Here is a 17,373-nt window from a genome sequence, read left to right as displayed (position 1 = left end):
CGAGTCGCTTTACCGGAGAAAAGCTCACGACCTTCTGCCGGCGACCGGCCGCGAGCGTTCACCGGTCAGCTCGCCAATGCAGCTTCGATCTCGTCCCGGGTGCGAGCGGCGGCGGCACGGAGCGCGGATACCGACGGTCCCGCGGCCAGTACCCCGCGGGAGGAATTGGGGAGCAGCAATTCGGTGGATCCGGCGAAGATCTCGGCAAGATCGGTGGCCGACGCGCCCTGGGCACCCAGTCCTGGCGCCAGGATCGGACCGCCGAAGGCACTCAGATCCAAGCCGTGGTCACGAGTGGCCCCGACGACCAGGCCCACCGTGTCCCGGCCGTCGCCGTTGGCGATGACCGCGTCGTCCACGACCGACTGGGCGACCGACACTCCACCTGCCGACGACTGCTGCAGCCCCCCGCCTTCCGGATTGGAGGTACGGGCCAGGACGAAGATGCCGCGTCCATGCTCACGAGCAAGATCGAGTGCGGGAGTGAGCGCACCGAATCCCAGGTACGGCGATACGGTCACCGAATCCGACGCCAACGGTGATTCACCGAGCCAGGCCTGTGCATACGCGTCCATCGTCGATCCGATGTCGCCACGCTTGGCGTCGGCGACGACGAGAGTGCCCGCATCACGGAGCACCGAGACGGTGCGTTCGAGGACGGCATACCCGGCACTGCCGTAGGCCTCGAAGAATGCAACCTGGGGTTTGACCAGACCGACCTCGCCCGCGAACGCCTCGACACAGATCTCGGCGAACGTCTCGAGCCCGTCGGCGCTGCGAGGCAGTCCCCATGCATCGAGAAGACCGGGATGAGGGTCGATGCCCACACACAGCCGCCCCCGGTCCGCGATCGCGGACCGGAGACGGTGACCGAAACCGTGCGTCACGACTGCGACGCCGGCTGACGTAGGCCCGCGTGCAACTCCTGCAGCGAATGCACCCCGATGTCGCCGCGCAGAACGGCTTCGATGCCCTGCACCGCGGCCGAGGCACCCTGCACCGTCGTGATGCACGGAATGTTCGACGCGACCGCGGCACTGCGGATCTCGTAGCCGTCGACGCGTGGGCCGGAGTTTCCGTACGGGGTGTTGATGACCATGGCGACCGCGCCGCTCTTGATCTGGTCGACGATGGTTTCCGCACCTGCGGGCACGTCTTCACCGGACTGCTTGAAGACGTTGGTGCACTCGATTCCGTTGCGCCGCAAAACGTCTGCGGTGCCTTCGGTGGCAAGGATGGTGAATCCGAGGTCGGCGAGGCGCTTGACCGGGAAGATCAGCGAGCGCTTGTCCTTGTTGGCTACCGAGACGAACACTGCTCCGGTGGTGGGCAGTGAACCGTACGCGGCGGTCTGCGACTTCGCGAATGCGGTACCGAAGTCGAAGTCGATGCCCATGACCTCGCCGGTGGACTTCATCTCCGGGCTGAGCAGGGTGTCGACACCGGTACCGTCGGCCCGGCGGAAGCGGTTGAACGGCAGCACGGCTTCCTTGACGGCGATGGGAGCGCCGGCCGGGGTATTCCCGCCGTCGCCCGCCGGCGGCAGGATGCCGTTGGCCCGCAGTTCCGCGATGGTTTCGCCGAGCATGACGCGGGCGCATGCCTTGGCAAGCTGCACGGCAGTGGCCTTGGACACGAACGGGACAGTGCGGCTGGCACGCGGGTTCGCCTCGAGGACGTAGAGAATGTCGTCCTTGAGGGCGTACTGCACGTTGAGCAGACCCTTGACGCCGATGCCCTTGGCCAGAGCCTCGGTGGAGCGGCGGACGTTCTCGAGGTCGGCGCGGCCCAGCGTGATGGGCGGCAGCGCACACGCGGAGTCACCGGAGTGGATGCCGGCTTCCTCGATGTGCTCCATGACGCCGCCCAGGTACACCTCGGTGCCGTCGCACAGAGCGTCGACGTCGATCTCCACCGCGTCTTCGAGGAAGCGGTCGACCAGCACGGGCCGGTCGTCGGAGATCTCCGTGGCGCGGGAGATGTAGTTCGCCAGCGACGCCTCGTCGTAGACGATCTCCATGCCGCGGCCACCGAGCACGTACGACGGGCGCACCAGCACCGGGTAGCCGATGCCGGCGGCGATGTCGCGGGCACCGTCGAAAGTGGTGGCGGTACCGAACTTCGGCGCAGGCAGACCGGCTTCGGTCAGGACACGGCCGAATTCGCCGCGGTCCTCGGCGAGGTCGATGGCGGCGGGGCTGGTTCCCACGATGGGGACCCCTGCCGCTTCGAGACGCTTCGCCAAGCCGAGCGGGGTCTGGCCGCCGAGTTGGACGATGACGCCGGCGACGGTACCGGACTGGGCTTCGGCCCGGTACACCTCGAAGACGTCTTCGAACGTGAGCGGCTCGAAGTACAGCCGATCAGCGGTGTCGTAGTCCGTCGAGACGGTCTCGGGGTTGCAGTTGACCATGACGGTCTCGTACCCGGCCTCGGACAGCGTCTGTGCGGCGTGCACGCACGAGTAGTCGAACTCGATGCCCTGGCCGATGCGGTTGGGGCCCGATCCGAGGATCAGGACCTTGGGACGCTCGTTCTGCGCAGCAACCTCGGATTCGGCGTTCGGATCGAGCTCGTACGTCGAGTAGTGGTACGGCGTCTTGGCTTCGAACTCGGCGGCGCAGGTGTCGACGGTCTTGTACACCGGGCGGACACCGAGCTGATCGCGCAACGCGCGGACCGCGTCCTCACCTGCGTGGGTGTCACCGCCGAGTTCGGGGCGCAGCGATGCGATCTGACGGTCCGAGAGGCCGTGGTACTTGGCCTGACGCAGCGCAGCTTCGTCGAAAGACTCTGCCGCGCGCAGCTTTTCACCGAGCTCGTGGATCTGCTGGAACTGGTCGAGGAACCACGGGTCGATCTTGGTGGCGTCGAAGAGTTGCTCTACCGTGGCGCCGAGGGCGAATGCCTTCTCGATGCCGTACATGCGGCCGTCCTGCGGCACGCTCAGGTCGGCGAGCAGTGTGTCCAGGTTCTCGGTCTCGATGTCGGCGCCGGTCCAGTAACCGGCCCGCTTGGTCTCGAGTGAACGCATGACCTTGCCGAAGGCTTCGGTGAAGTTGCGGCCGATGCTCATGGCCTCGCCTACCGACTTCATCGTGGTGGTCAGCGTTCCGTCGGCTCCGGGGAACTTCTCGAACGCGAACCGCGGCGCCTTGACGACGACGTAGTCGAGCGTCGGCTCGAAGCAGGCCGGGGTTTCCTTGGTGATGTCGTTGACGATCTCGTCGAGGGTGTAGCCGATGGCGAGCTTGGCGGCCATCTTCGCGATCGGGTAACCGGTCGCCTTCGACGCCAGGGCCGAGCTGCGGGAAACCCGCGGGTTCATCTCGATGACGACCAGGCGGCCGTCCTTGGGGTCCATCGCGAACTGGATGTTGCAGCCGCCGGTGTCGACGCCCACCTCACGCAGGATGTCGATGGAGAGGTCGCGCATCGCCTGGTATTCGCGGTCGGTCAGCGTCATCGCCGGCGCAACCGTCACACTGTCGCCGGTGTGGACACCGACCGGGTCCACGTTCTCGATGGAGCAGACGATCACGACGTTGTCGCGACTGTCCCGCATGAGTTCGAGTTCGTATTCCTTCCAGCCGAGGATGGATTCCTCGATCAGGACGTTAGCCGTGGGCGACGCGGCCAGACCGCCACCGGCGATCCGCTCGAGATCGTCGACGTCGTAGGCCATACCGGAGCCGAGGCCACCCATGGTGAACGACGGTCGCACGACAACCGGGTAGCCGAGTTCGGCGACCGTGGCGTGCACTTCGTCCATCGTGTAGCAGACGGCCGACTTCGCGGACTCGCCGCCGACCTTGGCGACGATGTCCTTGAACTTCTGCCGATCCTCACCGCGCTGGATGGCATCGAAGTCGGCGCCGATCAGCTCGACGTCGTACTTTTCCAAGATGCCCTGCTCGTGCAGGGCCACTGCGGCGTTGAGTGCGGTCTGACCGCCGAGCGTCGCGAGGACGGCGTCGATCTTGTTGCCCTGCAGAGCTTCTTTCGCGATGACCTTCTCGAGGAACTCGGCCGTGATCGGCTCGACGTAGGTGGCGTCGGCGAACTCGGGGTCCGTCATGATGGTGGCCGGGTTGGAGTTGACCAGACTGACGCGTAGGCCCTCCTCTTGCAGGACCCGACAGGCCTGGGTGCCCGAGTAGTCGAACTCGCAGGCCTGACCGATGACGATCGGACCGGAGCCGATCACCAGGATGTGCTTGAGATCGCTGCGGCGTGGCATTAGTTCTTGACTCCGGTTTCTTTCCGTGCGGCAAGCAGGTTGGTGAAGCGGTCGAAGAGGTAGGCGGCGTCGTGCGGGCCGGCGGCAGCCTCGGGGTGGTACTGCACCGAGAAGGCCGAATCATCCAATAGGCGAACACCTTCGACGGCTCCGTCGTTGGCACACGTGTGGCTGACGACGGCGCGGCCGAACGGGGTGTCGAATTCCTGGCCGGCTTCGCCTTCGAGGGCGAAGCCGTGATTCTGCGCGGTGATCGCGATGCGGCCGGTCTGATGCTCGATCACCGGGATGTTGATGCCACGGTGGCCGAACTTCATCTTGTAGGTGCTCAGACCGAGGGCACGGCCGAGGATCTGGTTGCCGAAGCAGATACCGAACAGCGGAATGCCCTGTCCGATGACCTCTTTGGTGAGGTGCACGGCGCCGTCGGCGGTGGCCGGGTCGCCGGGGCCGTTGGAGAGGAACACGCCGTCGGCCTTCAGGTCGAGGATCTGCTCGAGCGAGGCGGTGGACGGCAGCACGTGCACGCGGATACCGCGCTCGGCGAACATGCGCGGGGTGTTGGTCTTGATACCGAGGTCGATGGCGGCCACCGTGTACAGCGCCTCGCCACCCTTGGGTTCGACGACGTAACCGCTGGTGGTGCTAACCTCACCGGCCAGATCGGCACCGAGCATGGTCGGCTGATCCTGAACCCGCCGGACCAATTCGTCGTCGGCAGCCAGAGCGTCACCGGAGAAGATTCCGGCCTTCATCGAGCCGCGGGTGCGCAGGTGCCGGACCAGGGCGCGGGTGTCGATTCCGGCGATCCCGACGATGCCCTGCTCTTCGAGCTTGGCCTGCAACGAACCTGTCGCGCGCCAGCTCGAGGTGACCCGGGACGGATCACGGACCACGTACCCGGCAACCCAGATCTTCGCGCCTGCACGCTCTCCGGTCGGGCCGACCGATTCGTCGTCCTCGTCGTTCCAGCCGGTGTTACCGATCTGCGGCGCCGTGGAGACCACGATCTGGCGGTGGTAGCTGGGGTCGGTGAGCGTTTCCTGATAGCCGGTCATGCCGGTGCTGAACACCGCTTCACCCAAGGTCTGTCCGACCGCACCGAAGGTGGTTCCGCGAAATACCCGTCCGTCTTCCAGGACCAGTACTGCGGGGCTGTGGTCAAAGCCGCTCATGCGTTCTTTCCGTTCTGCTCGATCTCGCCGGAGCTCGCGTCTTCGTTGTTGTTCGTGCTTGTCGCGGGTGCCGCGTTCGCGGGTGCGAGTGGCTTCACCCAGTCCGGGTAGACCTGCTTGTCGTCGCCACGTACGCCGGTGTCGATCTCGGTGCCGCTCGGCAGCTCCCAGCGGACTACCAGGACGCCGTCCTTGCTCATCACCTTGCCGGCGAGGCCGTTCTCGGTGCGTACCGCGCGAATCGACTTCTCCGGAATCCAGATCGCCGACGCACCGTCGCGCTCGACGAGGATTCCGCCGGAATAGCGGGAGATCTCGCAGGTGGAGCGGAAACCCAGATCGCCGACCGCGATGCGGTCCTGCCAGCTCGGTGCGATGGTGCTGCCCACGTACAGGCCGGTGGTGGGAAGGACGAGGAGTTCACCGAGAGTCTTGGGAACCGGCGGGAGTTCCCCGATTCGGTCCTTCTGTCGTTTGGCGCGCCCACGCCAACCGACGAACATCAGGCCGATCATCGCGACCCAGAAGATCGCCAAGCCGATGATCCAGAGTGCTCTCTCCATGACGCCTACTTCCCACTGCTGCTGTTCAGAAGCCCGCTCTCGCTTCTGGGCCGCGCTGCTCCGTCGTGTGCGGTGATACGGCCACGTAACAGTGTGGTCGTGACCCGGGCAGGCAACGTCATCGACTCGTACGGAGTGTTATGTGCGACACTCGCCAGGTCCGGGCCGTGGACGGTCCATTCGGCCTTCGGATCGACCAGCGTCAGGTTGGCCGGCTCCCCCACCTCGAGGGGACGGCCCTGATCGTCGAGACCGACAATGGCGGCAGGTCGCTCGCTCATGACCCGGGCGACGCCGCGCCAGTCCAGCAGGCCCGGGTTGACCATCGTCTGCACGACGATGGACAGCGCCGTCTCGAGGCCGAGCATGCCGGGACGGGCAGCAGCGAATTCGCAGCACTTGTCCTGCTCGGCGTGGGGCGCGTGATCGGTCGCGACGCAATCGATGACACCGTCCGCCAAACCCTGCCGCAGCGCGGCGACGTCACTGGCCTCGCGCAGCGGCGGGTTGACCTTGTTGATCGCGTCGTACGTCTCGAGGCGCGAGTCGTCGAGCAGCAGGTGATGGGGGGTGACCTCGGCGGTGATCGAAATACCCTGACCGCGAGCCCATTTCATCAGCTCTACGGTTCCCGCAGTGGATGCGTGACAGATGTGCACGCGAGCACCGGCATCGCGAGCGAGCAGGGCATCGCGAGCGACGATGGATTCCTCGGCCGCGCGCGGCCATCCGGCCAGACCCAACCGGGCAGCTGTCGGCCCTTCGTGGGCGATGGCGCCGACGGTCAAGCGCGGCTCCTCCGCGTGCTGGGCGATCAGTACACCCAGGGAGCTCGAGTACTCGAGGGCGCGGCGCATGATGAGCGGATCGTCGACACAGTGTCCGTCGTCGGAGAACACCTTGACCTTGCCGATACCGGCGGCCATGGTCGCCATCTCGGCAAGCTGCTTGCCCTTCAGACCGACGGTGACGGCGCCGACGGGGTGAACGTCGACCAGGCCGACTTCCTGTCCTCGTCGCCACACGTGATCGGTGATGACCACCGAATCGGCAACCGGGTTGGTGTTCGCCATCGCGAACACGGCCGTGTAGCCGCCGAGTGCCGCTGCGGCAGAACCGGACTCGATGGTCTCGGTGTCCTCGCGACCCGGCTCACGCAGGTGCGTATGCAGGTCGACGAAACCGGGCAGGAGCACCTGACCACTGCCGTCGATGATCTCGTCGGCCGATGTCGCCTCGTCGGAATCGAGCCCGACACCGATGGCCAGGATGACTCCGTCGCCGACCAGTACGTCGACGGGATCACCCTCGCCGTAGACCAGTACGTCCTTGATCAGGACCTTCACTGCCGAATCTCCGTTCTGGATCGTGGTCACAGCGCACCGTCCTCGGAGCCGACGAGGAGTCGGAACAAGACGGCCATCCGCATGTGCACACCATTGGTAACCTGTTGCAGTACAGCAGCTTTGGGTGAATCTGCGACAGCGGACGCAATTTCCATACCACGCAGCATCGGGCCGGGATGCAGGACTACCGCGTGCTCGGCCAACATCCCCAGTCTCTTTTCCGAAAGCCCGTAGTTGATCGAGTACTCACGCTGTGAGGGGAAGAAACCGCCGTTCATCCGCTCGGCCTGCACGCGCAGCATCAGCACCGCGTCCAGTCCGGGCAGTTCCGCGTCGAGCGAATGCGCAATGGTGACCGGCCAACTCTGGGCGCCGACGGGAAGCAGTGTGGGCGGGGCAATGAGCACCACCTCGGCGCCGAGCATCGACAGCAGCAGGGCATTCGAGCGCGCCACCCGGCTGTGCAGGATGTCACCGACGATCGCGATCCGTTTGCCCTCGATCTCACCGAGACGCTGACGCAAGGTGAGGGCGTCGAGCAGTGCCTGGGTGGGATGTTCGTGTGTACCGTCACCGGCATTGATCACCGCCGGGCCACCGTCCTCGGCACTGGACGTCCACTTGGCGATCTGATGGGCCGCCCCCGACGCCGGATGCCGCACGATCAAGGCATCCGCACCCGCCGCGCGCAGCGTCATCGCCGTGTCACGCAGGGATTCGCCCTTGGACACCGAGGAACTGGAGGCGCTGACATTGATCACGTCGGCGCTCATCCACTTGCCCGCCACCTCGAACGACACGCGGGTGCGGGTGGAATTCTCGAAGAACACCGTCATGACCGTCCGGCCACGCAACGTCGGGAGCTTGCGTACCTCACGGCCGAGTAAAGCCTGCTCGAAACGCTGCGCCTCGTCGAGCAGTTCGGTCGCGGACCGACGGTTCAGATCCGCGATGGAGAGAAGATGCTTCACGCGCTCTTACCTCCGGAGATCACCACGGCGTCACGACCGTCGTGCTCGTGCAGCAGGACCTTCACGTCCTCCGTACGAGCGGTGGGCACGTTCTTCCCGACGTAGTCGGCCCGCAGCGGCAGTTCGCGGTGGCCGCGATCGACCAGAACTGCCAGCTGCACCGCGCGCGGGCGACCGAGATCGCGCAATGCGTCGAGAGCGGAGCGGACGGTGCGGCCGGAGAACAAGACGTCGTCGACCAGAACGACCAAGGCGTTGTCCACGCCGCCGTCGGGGACGGACGTCCGTTCGAGGGGACGGTGTGGCTTGGTGCGCAGATCGTCGCGGTAGAGGGTGATGTCGAGCGATCCGATGGGAGTACGCACTCCGGAGAACTCTTCGATCTTGTCCCGCAGCCGAGTCGCGAGCGTGGTGCCGCGAGTGGGGATGCCGATCAGAACCACACGAGGCGCCGTACCGTCGCCGCCGTCGAGTGCAGTCTTCTCGATGATCTCGTGCGCTATCCGAGCGACGGTCCGGCCCACATCCTGGGCGGACAACAATTCGCGGATCTCGGACGCGTTTTCCGTACCTGCAAGATCGGATGGGCGAGACCCTTCGGGCACGCTCATGCAGCGACCTCCTTCTCCGCCTCACGGGACGGATCGTTAAAGGATGTCTGACGGTTCCCCACCCTATCAGCCGACAGACCTGATCCCTGCCGTGCGAACCCAGCGTTCGAGCGAACTGTGTGCAGACACACTCGGTGCGCACGGCAGGTGGTGGAACTACTCGCTACTCGTTACCCGAGTCGGCTTCCCGAGCCCGCTGCGACGTCGCGGCAGCGGCCGATCGAACCTGCGGCGCCACCAGAACGACCTGCCCGAGGATTCCGTTGACGAATCCCGGCGAGTCGTCGGTCGAGAGCTGCTTCGCCAGTTCGACGGCCTCGTCGACGGCCACGACGGGCGGCACGTCGGTGGCGTGGAACAACTCCCACACGGCGATACGCAGAATCGCTCGATCGACTGCAGGTAGCCGCTCGAGCGTCCAGTCCTGCAAGTGCGAGGAGATGACCTGATCGATACGATCCAAATTCTCCGCGACGCCGGACACCAGGGTGACCGTGTACGTCGCGACCGGCGCGACGGCGTCGTCCTTGACGGAGAGATCCGAACGCTCCGACGCCAGGGCTACCGGATCGAGGTCACGAGCTTCGGCTTCGAAGAGGAAGTCGACAGCACGCTTGCGCGCCTTGTGGCGAGCACCGAGTTTCTTATGCGGTCCGGACACTCAGGAATTCACACGCCCGAGGTAGTTGCCGTCACGGGAGTCGACCTTGAGCTTGTCGCCGGTGTTGATGAACAGCGGCACGTTGATCTCGGCGCCCGTCTCGAGGGTTGCCGGCTTGGTGCCACCGGTGGAACGGTCGCCCTGTAGGCCCGGATCGGTGTGCTTGACGATCAACTCCACGGTGACCGGGAGCTCGACGAAGAGCGGAACGTCTTCGTGGGTCGCTACCTGGACGGCCATGTTCTCGAGCAGGAACCGGGACTGCTCGCCGACGGTCGCCTCACTGATCGAGACCTGGTCGTAGGTGTCACCGTCCATGAAGATGTAGTCGCTACCGTCGTGGTACAGGTACGTCATGTCCCGACGGTCGACCGTGGCGGTCTCGACCTTCACACCGGCGTTGAACGTCTTGTCCACTACCTTGCCCGAGAGCACGTTCTTGAGCTTGGTGCGCACGAAGGCAGGACCCTTGCCGGGCTTGACGTGCTGGAACTCGATGATCGTCCACAGCTGGCCTTCGATCTGCAGAACCAGACCATTCTTGAAATCACTGGTGGAAGCCACTTGCTTCGCGTCTCCTAGGGGGTCGGGAACCGTCTCAGACGACGGTAAGGTCTTTTGCGGTCAGTGTGAGCAGCTCTGGCCCCTGCTCACGAACAACGAGCGTGTCCTCGATCCGCACACCTCCGCGACCGGAGAAGTACACGCCCGGCTCGACGGTCACCGCCGCGCCGGAAAGAAGTGTACCGGTGCCGAGCTTGCCGATTCCCGGTGCTTCGTGGATTTCCAGGCCGACGCCGTGTCCGAGGCCGTGCAGGAACAACTCGCCGTAGCCTGCATCTTCGATCACCGCTCGGGCGGCGGCGTCGACAGCGGCGCATTCCGCTCCCACGGCCAGCGCCTCACGTCCGGCTCGCTGCGAGTGTGCGACGAGCTCGTACAAGTCCCGTTGCCACTCGGAAACAGTCTCGAGAACGTAGGTACGCGTCATGTCGGAGTGGTAACCGCCGACCTGAGCGCCGAAGTCGAGCTTCACGAAATCTCCCGACGCGAGAACGGCGTCCGTCGGACGGTGATGCGGGATCGCCGAATTGGGCCCGGCCGCCACGATGGTCTCGAAGGAGATTCCGTCCGCGCCGTGATCGAGCATCAGATTCTCCAGGTCGCGGCGCACTTCACGTTCGGTGCGTCCCGGCCGGAGACCGCCTCGCGAGATCAACTCCACCAACGCGACGTCAGCGGCAGTACACGCCTGACGCAACAACGCGATCTCGGATTCGTCCTTGACCATGCGCAGTTGTTCCACCAGCCCGCTCACCGGTACGAACTGCGTGGCCGGTGACGATTCCGTCCACGACCGATGCTGAGCGAACGTCACGACATGAGCTTCGAACGCGAGTGTCGGTGCCGACGTCGTCTCGATCAGCCTGGCCGCGCTGGACCGGTCGATCTCGGCGCGAAGATCGGGAACCTGCTGCGCCACCTGGCTGACGTAGCGACCGTCCGTGCAGATGACCGTGTCGTCCTCGGACGACACTGCGTCGGTAGCACCGACCACCAGCGCGGCATTCGATCCGGTGAACCCGGTCAGGTACCGGATGTTGAGCAGGTCTGTGACGAGAATCGCGTCCAGGTCACGTTCGCGGAGTACACGTCGAAGGGCTTCGCGGCGAGAGGAGAAATCGAACGTCATGACAAGAAGGTACTCGCATCGCCGATGCGTGTTTTCGGCCGAATCCGACGCCGACCGAACCGCTGTGTGGGTTACGCCACGTGTGCACGTAGTTCTCGTTACTGTGTAGTCATGAACGCCTGGTTGGTACGTGGCCTCGGCATGAGCCTGGTACATGTCGTATTTCGTGCGCTACTCGGGGCTGCCATCGCCCAATGGCCGCTACAGGGATCGACACTGCGCTGGTCGTCACTGGTGATCGTCGTCGTCGTCGCCTTGATCTGGGGCGGCATCGACGGCATCCGTGATCGCCGCGCCTTCCCCGAACCCGAGGACGGCGCGGATCTGACAGTGGTGTGGCTCAGGGCCGGAATCGTCGGCGGACTCGTCGCAGGCGCCGCAAGCTGGCTGCTCAGCCTGATCCCGGCGCTCGAACTGACCCAGCAGGGCCTGTTCTTCGAAGTGACGTCCGGCGCGGCCTTCACCATCCTGCTGATCTTCGTTCCGGCGATGCTCACCGTCACCGTCGGCCGCTTTTTCGTCAGCCGCGAACAGCGCAAGAACGGCACCGCACCGCAGGTGCCGTCGCACGAGCGCCGTCGCGAGCCGGTGCCGGTCGGCGACGGCCACGACTCCCCCACCGGGCAGCATGCCTACGTCGGGGCCGATGCGTCGGTCGCAGATTCCGACGCCCCGACCACATCGTTTCCGGCGGCGGACCCGGGTAGTCGTCCGTAGCCGAGCACCGAGAACGAGCAGCGGGCCCCGGAGATCTCCGGGGCCCGCTGCTCGTTCTCGGCTCAGTCGCGCTCGGCGAGAAACCTGATCGCCAACAGGTAGCCCGCGACGCCGAAGCCGACGATGACACCTGTGGCGATCGGGCTCAGGTAGGAGTTGTGCCGAAACTCTTCTCGCGCATGCACGTTCGAGATGTGCACTTCCACCAGCCCAGCCGTGAGCTCGGCGCACGCGTCGCGCAGCACCACGGACGTGTGAGTCAGCCCGCCCGCGTTGAGAATCACCGGTTCCCCGGCGTCCGCCGCCTCGTGAATCCACCCGAGCAGATCACCTTCGTGATCGCTCTGGCGAACCACGACCTCGACGCCGAGTTCCTTGCCTGCCTCGACACACAGGTCGACCAGATCCTCGTGGGTGGTCGATCCGTAGACCTCGGGCTGCCGCTTGCCGAGGCGACCGAGATTCGGTCCGTTGACGACGTTGATCCTCACAACAGGACCGTTCCGCCCGCAGGCCTCGGATCGCGAGCGATGGCCGAGAAAGCTGCCACCAGTAGCGACGGATCAGGCCCTTCCAGACGACCGGGCTTCGCGAGACCGTCGAGTACCACGAACCGAAGCAGCCCGGCACGGTTCTTCTTGTCGGTCTGCATACCCTTGAGCAGGTCACCGAACGCGTCGCCGTCGTACGAGGTGGGCAGTCCGACGAGGTCGAGAATCGACTTGTGGCGATCGGCGGTGGCATCGTCGAGCCGGCCCGCCAGCCGGCCGAGTTCGGCGGCGAACACGAGACCGACGGAGACGGCCGCGCCGTGACGCCATTTGTACCGCTCACGACGCTCGACCGCATGCCCGAGAGTGTGCCCGTAGTTGAGAATCTCCCGCAGATCCGACTCGCGCAGATCGGCGGCGACAACCTTCGCCTTGACCTCGACGGAACGCCGAATCAGTTCGGGCAGAACAGTTCCCGCAGAATCGAGCGCCGCTTCCGGATCTGCTTCGATCAGATCCAGGATGACGGGATCGGCGATGAAACCGGTTTTGATCACCTCGGCCAGGCCTGCGATGATTTCGTTGCGCGGCACCGTCTCGAGCGTGGCGAGGTCGATGAACACCGCACCGGGTTCGTGGAACGACCCGACGAGATTCTTGCCCGCCTCGGTATTGATGCCGGTCTTGCCGCCCACGGCCGCGTCGACCATCGCCAACAGGGTGGTGGGCACGTGAACGACCTTCACCCCACGCATCCAGGTGGCCGCGACGAAACCGGTCAGGTCGGTGGCAGCTCCGCCGCCCAGGCTGATGATCGCATCACTTCGCGTCAGGCCGATCTTGCCCAGCACGTCCCAGCAGAACCCGGCGACAGCCAGATCCTTCCCCTCTTCGGCGTCCGGAATCTCGATGCGGTGTGCGTCGATTCCCTTCTCCGCCAGAGCAGCCCGTACGGCCTCGGCCGTCTCCGCGAGCGGGGGCTGATGGAAGATCGCGACCGTGCGCACGCCTTCGACCTCGGCCACCAGGTCGCCGAGCAGCCCGCGGCCGATCACGACCGGGTAAGGATGTGCGGTCTTCACCTCTACACGTACGGGTTCGGTCACTGCTTCACTGCTCCACTCCGCTTGTTCATGCGTCTTCGATTTTCGAGACCAACTGAGCGACGACCCGAGCCGGACTGCGCCCGTCCGTCCTGATCCTGATCGTGGCCGCCCGCCGGTACAACGGCCTACGACGGCGCATCAGCTCCTGATACTTCACCTTCGGATCGCCGCCGGTGAGCAACGGTCGATGATTGTTCGCCCCCGTCCGGCGCAGCCCTTCGGCGACACTGATCTCGAGATACACCACCGTGTGCCCTTCGAGCAGCTCGCGGGTCCGGTCCGAGAGGATCGCCCCGCCGCCGAGCGAAACGATGCCGTCCGTACCGACCAAGGCGTCACGCACGACGGACTCTTCGATCTCCCGGAACCGAGGTTCCCCGTCCTGGCTGAAGATCTCCGGGATCGTCCGCCCCTCGGTACGTTCGATCTCGGCGTCCGTGTCGACGAGTTCGACGTCGAAAGCCTGCGCCAAGCGCCGACCGATGGTCGACTTCCCGGCGCCGGGCGGCCCGATCAGGACGGCCATCGGCTTCATCGACACCGGTACCTCGATGCTGCCGGCGTCCTCAGCGGGGCGGACGGGATGCGATGCCGTGGGCGTAGCGTCGGTAGTTGGCAGTGGTCTCGTCAATGGAATCACCACCGAACTTTTCGAGAGCTGCCTGCGCGACGACCAACGCGACCATCGATTCGGCGACGACACCGGCGGCCGGAACCGCACACACGTCACTTCGCTGATGAATCGCGACGGCTTCCTCACCACTGTCCATGTCCACGGTCGCCAACGCACGCGGAACCGTCGAGATCGGCTTCATCGCGGCCCGCACTCGCAGGGCCTCACCATTGGTCATACCGCCTTCGATACCGCCGGCACGGTTGGTGGCGCGCACGATGCCGTCCGGACCCGGACGGATTTCGTCGTGTGCCTCGCTGCCGCGCCGACGTGCGGTCTCGAAGCCGTCACCGACCTCGACACCCTTGATGGCCTGAATGCCCATGAGGGCGGCCGCGAGTCGTGCGTCGAGGCGCTCGGCGCCACTGACGAAGGTACCGAGACCGACGGGAAGTCCGTGGATGACGACCTCGACGATGCCACCGAGAGTGTCGCCGTCCTTCTTGGCCGCTTCGATCTCGGCGATCATCGACTCTTCGGCCGCTTTGTCGAAGGCGCGAACCGGGCTGGCGTCGATCGCGTCCAGATCCTTGCCCTCGGGCGCCGGACCGACGTAGGGCTCGGACGCGCCGATGGAAATGACGTGCGAGACCACCTCGGCACCGAAGACCTGCCGCAGGAACGCCCGCGCAACGGTTCCGGCCGCGACGCGGGCGGCAGTCTCACGGGCACTGGCCCGTTCGAGAACAGGGCGGGCGTCGTTGAAGCCGTACTTGAGCATGCCGCTGTAATCGGCGTGGCCGGGACGCGGGCGCGTCAACGGGGCGTTGCGGGCCTGATCGGCGAGCAGATCCGGATCGACCGGATCGGCAGACATGATGGTTTCCCACTTGGGCCATTCGGTGTTGCCGATCTCGATGGCCACCGGGCCGCCGAGCGTAAATCCGTGGCGCACACCACCGATGATCGTCACCTTGTCGGCTTCGAACTTCATCCGGGCGCCACGGCCGTAACCGAGTCGACGACGGGCAAGTTCGGACGAGATGGCCTCAGAGGTCACTTCGACCCCCGCGACCATGCCCTCGAGCATCGCGACGAGGGCGGGACCATGGGATTCTCCGGCAGTTATCCAACGCAGCACGTCGCCCATCTTTCCACGTCACCGGCGTACGTCGTCACGGTGGCCCTGCCGCGGGCATGCACCGCCCGGACCAACCGTTGACGGCCCTCGTCATTGCCACGCGGTGTCGGTCCAGGCAATGCGATTACCGCCCTGTCTTTTCGCTCGGTACATGGCGGTGTCCGCACGATGAATCGCCAGGTCGAAGATCTCGGCGTCTTTGAACAATGCCAACTCTGTGCAGACGTCGTACACCCCGGTACTCGCTGTCAGCGGTCGGGCGTCCCGCGGCGAATGCACGGCATCGTGAACCCTCGTCGCCACCCTCGTGGCCGAATCCGTCGTTGCCTCGACAATCGCCACGAATTCGTCGCCACCGGTCCGGGCGAGGAGGCCGTCGGAGCCGACTTCCACTGCCATCCGTTCGGCGACGACCGACAATGCCGCATCGCCGGCGCCGTGCCCGTGTACGTCGTTGAGATCTTTGAATCCGTCGACATCGATGACCATGACGACGAAGGTCGAGCGACCTCGAGCACGTGACTCGATCAGAGCCGCCCTGGCTTCCGACAACCCGCGACGATTGAGTAAACCCGTCAAGGGATCAACCCTGGCCTGGTCCGCGTCGTCGGACAGGTGCATCAGGGCCATGTGAAGGACCACGGACGAGGCGAACAAGACTCCGGTGACCACGAAGACTGCGAGAACGATCAAGATACCGGTCGAGTCGAGGACTGGAGTCGCCGCCGCTGTCGTGACCGCCCCGACCGCTACCGCCACCGTCAACTGCGCAGCCAACATCCGAGGGCTGTGGAACAGAGCGGCGTACAGCGACAGAACCGCGTAGAGAACGACCCCCGTCGTGGCGAGAAGTTGCGAGTTCACCCCGGCGAGCAACACCATGCCGATCACCGCGTTCGTGATCAGAAGAAACTCCGCGGATCGTCCCTCGGACGGGCCGATCCGCGAATCCGACCAGGTACGGAAGCAGTACGACACGCCCAGCGCTCCGAAGACCGTGATCACCCGTTCCACGGGGGTGGTCACGACGTCCGGGACGAACTGGATCAGGATCAGGAATCCGAACCCGAAGCCGAGACCGATCTGGACGATCATTCGAGTCGACCCGAGGAGCCCGCGTTCGCGCAGGAGTCGCTGCCTGTGATCGAACTCGAACGGCTGCCGCCACCACATCCTGACTGAACTGGAGTTTCGTTGTGCGCCACCTGGACCGCTCACGACGATCGGTTCACGGCGGATCATGACAACTCCTCACACAGGACGAACAACTCACCGACCCCCACCAGTCAGCGAATAATCAGTTATCAACAAATAGTTGAACAGGCAATCATAATTTGCAACCTTTTGTGATGTATGACCTATATGATCCTTTTGCTCTTTTAGGGGCGGCGGTCCGCAGTATCGGATTCAGGTGAGCGCGATGTACGACGTCATCGTCGCCGCACACATCGAAGGACCGTGCGGAAGGGACGTGCGCTCCCCGCACGGCCCGCGTCGCCTCGCCAGAACGGTCACGGCGCCTGCGGTCGCGGTGAGGACCGGTGCGAGTGCCGCTGCGCCCAGCCAGACCTGAGAGCCGAGCATGGCTGTCGAACCGCCGAGGGCAAGAGCAAGTTTCACATCCCCGGCACCTATCGAACCTGGGGATACCAGATACATCGTGAGGTGAACGCCGGCGAGCATGGCCGAACCGACGAGAGCCGCACCGAGCTGATCGACGACCGCCGCCCAGAGCAGCACACCCGCATAGCCCGGCATGGTGAACACGTTCGGAAGCCGCCGGACCGTCACGTCCACGGCGGACACCGTAGTACACCACCACAGCAACAGAGCACCACCGACAAGGTGCGTAAGTGAGGACGTGTCCACGAATGCGAGAGCCGGCCAGCCTACTGCTACGGACAGCTCACACATTCTCGGCGGCAGACGTGCCGAGGGCAGCACAGTCCGCAACCATCGCTCGACCAGGAACCTGGCCACCCGTCCGGCACCAGCGCCGGTCACAGCCCAGGCCGACAACTCGACAACGCTTGTTCCCGACATGC

General features: G+C 65.2%; 17 protein-coding genes. 1 reads left to right on the top strand and 16 read right to left on the bottom strand.

What is annotated here, in order from left to right; all coding sequences use genetic code 11:
- Positions 1-65 precede the first annotated feature (65 nt).
- The 10 genes from pyrF to ABH922_RS09795 all read right to left on the bottom strand — a co-directional run bounded on the left by pyrF (position 66) and on the right by ABH922_RS09795 (position 11,260).
- The gene (gene pyrF, locus ABH922_RS09840; protein ID WP_424806744.1) at positions 66-887 is read right to left on the bottom strand and encodes an orotidine-5'-phosphate decarboxylase; all 822 of its coding nucleotides are present in this window, start codon (positions 885-887) and stop codon (positions 66-68) included.
- Complete coding sequence (carB, locus tag ABH922_RS09835; protein ID WP_424806743.1) at positions 884-4,240, bottom strand: carbamoyl-phosphate synthase large subunit; 3,357 nt, start codon at positions 4,238-4,240, stop codon at positions 884-886. The genes pyrF and carB overlap by 4 nt, the downstream gene beginning before the upstream one ends.
- Complete coding sequence (gene carA, locus ABH922_RS09830) at positions 4,240-5,415, bottom strand: glutamine-hydrolyzing carbamoyl-phosphate synthase small subunit (RefSeq protein ID WP_424806742.1); 1,176 nt, start codon at positions 5,413-5,415, stop codon at positions 4,240-4,242. The genes carB and carA overlap by 1 nt, the downstream gene beginning before the upstream one ends.
- Complete coding sequence (locus ABH922_RS09825) at positions 5,412-5,978, bottom strand: transporter (RefSeq protein WP_424806741.1); 567 nt, start codon at positions 5,976-5,978, stop codon at positions 5,412-5,414. The genes carA and ABH922_RS09825 overlap by 4 nt, the downstream gene beginning before the upstream one ends.
- Before the next feature lie 5 nt (positions 5,979-5,983).
- A complete protein-coding gene (locus tag ABH922_RS09820; RefSeq protein ID WP_424806740.1) occupies positions 5,984-7,354 on the bottom strand; it encodes a dihydroorotase in 1,371 nt (456 codons plus the stop codon).
- Positions 7,351-8,295 carry an aspartate carbamoyltransferase catalytic subunit gene (locus ABH922_RS09815; protein ID WP_424806739.1) on the bottom strand — a complete coding sequence of 315 codons (945 nt, stop codon included), beginning with the start codon at positions 8,293-8,295 and terminating at the stop codon, positions 7,351-7,353. The genes ABH922_RS09820 and ABH922_RS09815 overlap by 4 nt, the downstream gene beginning before the upstream one ends.
- Positions 8,292-8,906 (bottom strand): bifunctional pyr operon transcriptional regulator/uracil phosphoribosyltransferase PyrR, encoded by a 615-nt coding sequence (gene pyrR / locus ABH922_RS09810; protein ID WP_424806738.1) that lies wholly within the window; start codon positions 8,904-8,906, stop codon positions 8,292-8,294. Before pyrR ends, ABH922_RS09815 begins: the two co-directional genes overlap by 4 nt.
- 163 nt (positions 8,907-9,069) lie before the next feature.
- On the bottom strand, positions 9,070-9,567 hold the full coding sequence (gene nusB / locus ABH922_RS09805; protein ID WP_424806737.1) for a transcription antitermination factor NusB: 498 nt from the start codon (positions 9,565-9,567) through the stop codon (positions 9,070-9,072).
- The gene (gene efp / locus ABH922_RS09800) at positions 9,568-10,131 is read right to left on the bottom strand and encodes an elongation factor P (RefSeq protein ID WP_424806736.1); all 564 of its coding nucleotides are present in this window, start codon (positions 10,129-10,131) and stop codon (positions 9,568-9,570) included.
- A 34-nt stretch (positions 10,132-10,165) separates the two neighbouring features.
- The gene (locus ABH922_RS09795; protein WP_424806735.1) at positions 10,166-11,260 is read right to left on the bottom strand and encodes a M24 family metallopeptidase; all 1,095 of its coding nucleotides are present in this window, start codon (positions 11,258-11,260) and stop codon (positions 10,166-10,168) included.
- Between the two features lie 111 nt (positions 11,261-11,371).
- On the opposite strand from ABH922_RS09795, the gene ABH922_RS09790 reads away from it, so the two are divergent.
- Entirely contained in the window at positions 11,372-11,977 is a 606-nt protein-coding gene (locus ABH922_RS09790) for a B-4DMT family transporter (protein WP_424806734.1), read from the top strand.
- A gap of 62 nt (positions 11,978-12,039) precedes the next feature.
- On the opposite strand, the gene aroQ is transcribed toward ABH922_RS09790, so the two are convergent.
- The 6 genes from aroQ to ABH922_RS09760 form a co-directional block, all read right to left on the bottom strand.
- Positions 12,040-12,468 carry a type II 3-dehydroquinate dehydratase gene (aroQ, locus tag ABH922_RS09785; RefSeq protein ID WP_424806733.1) on the bottom strand — a complete coding sequence of 143 codons (429 nt, stop codon included), beginning with the start codon at positions 12,466-12,468 and terminating at the stop codon, positions 12,040-12,042.
- Positions 12,465-13,574, bottom strand: a complete 1,110-nt coding sequence (gene aroB, locus ABH922_RS09780) for a 3-dehydroquinate synthase (protein WP_424806732.1) — start codon at positions 13,572-13,574, stop codon at positions 12,465-12,467. The genes aroQ and aroB overlap by 4 nt, the downstream gene beginning before the upstream one ends.
- Before the next feature lie 25 nt (positions 13,575-13,599).
- Complete coding sequence (locus ABH922_RS09775; RefSeq protein ID WP_424806731.1) at positions 13,600-14,109, bottom strand: shikimate kinase; 510 nt, start codon at positions 14,107-14,109, stop codon at positions 13,600-13,602.
- Between the two features lie 31 nt (positions 14,110-14,140).
- Positions 14,141-15,328 carry a chorismate synthase gene (aroC, locus tag ABH922_RS09770; RefSeq protein WP_424809617.1) on the bottom strand — a complete coding sequence of 396 codons (1,188 nt, stop codon included), beginning with the start codon at positions 15,326-15,328 and terminating at the stop codon, positions 14,141-14,143.
- A 90-nt stretch (positions 15,329-15,418) separates the two neighbouring features.
- Positions 15,419-16,570, bottom strand: a complete 1,152-nt coding sequence (locus ABH922_RS09765; RefSeq protein WP_424806730.1) for a diguanylate cyclase domain-containing protein — start codon at positions 16,568-16,570, stop codon at positions 15,419-15,421.
- A 165-nt stretch (positions 16,571-16,735) separates the two neighbouring features.
- Entirely contained in the window at positions 16,736-17,371 is a 636-nt protein-coding gene (locus tag ABH922_RS09760) for a prepilin peptidase (RefSeq protein WP_424806729.1), read from the bottom strand.
- Positions 17,372-17,373: the final 2 nt, after the last annotated feature.

The organism is Rhodococcus sp. 27YEA15, from assembly GCF_049739425.1.
Classification (GTDB): Bacteria; Actinomycetota; Actinomycetes; order Mycobacteriales; family Mycobacteriaceae; genus Rhodococcus_F.
Note: the sequence above shows the minus strand (reverse complement) of the source record. Positions and strands in the feature narration are given on the sequence as shown.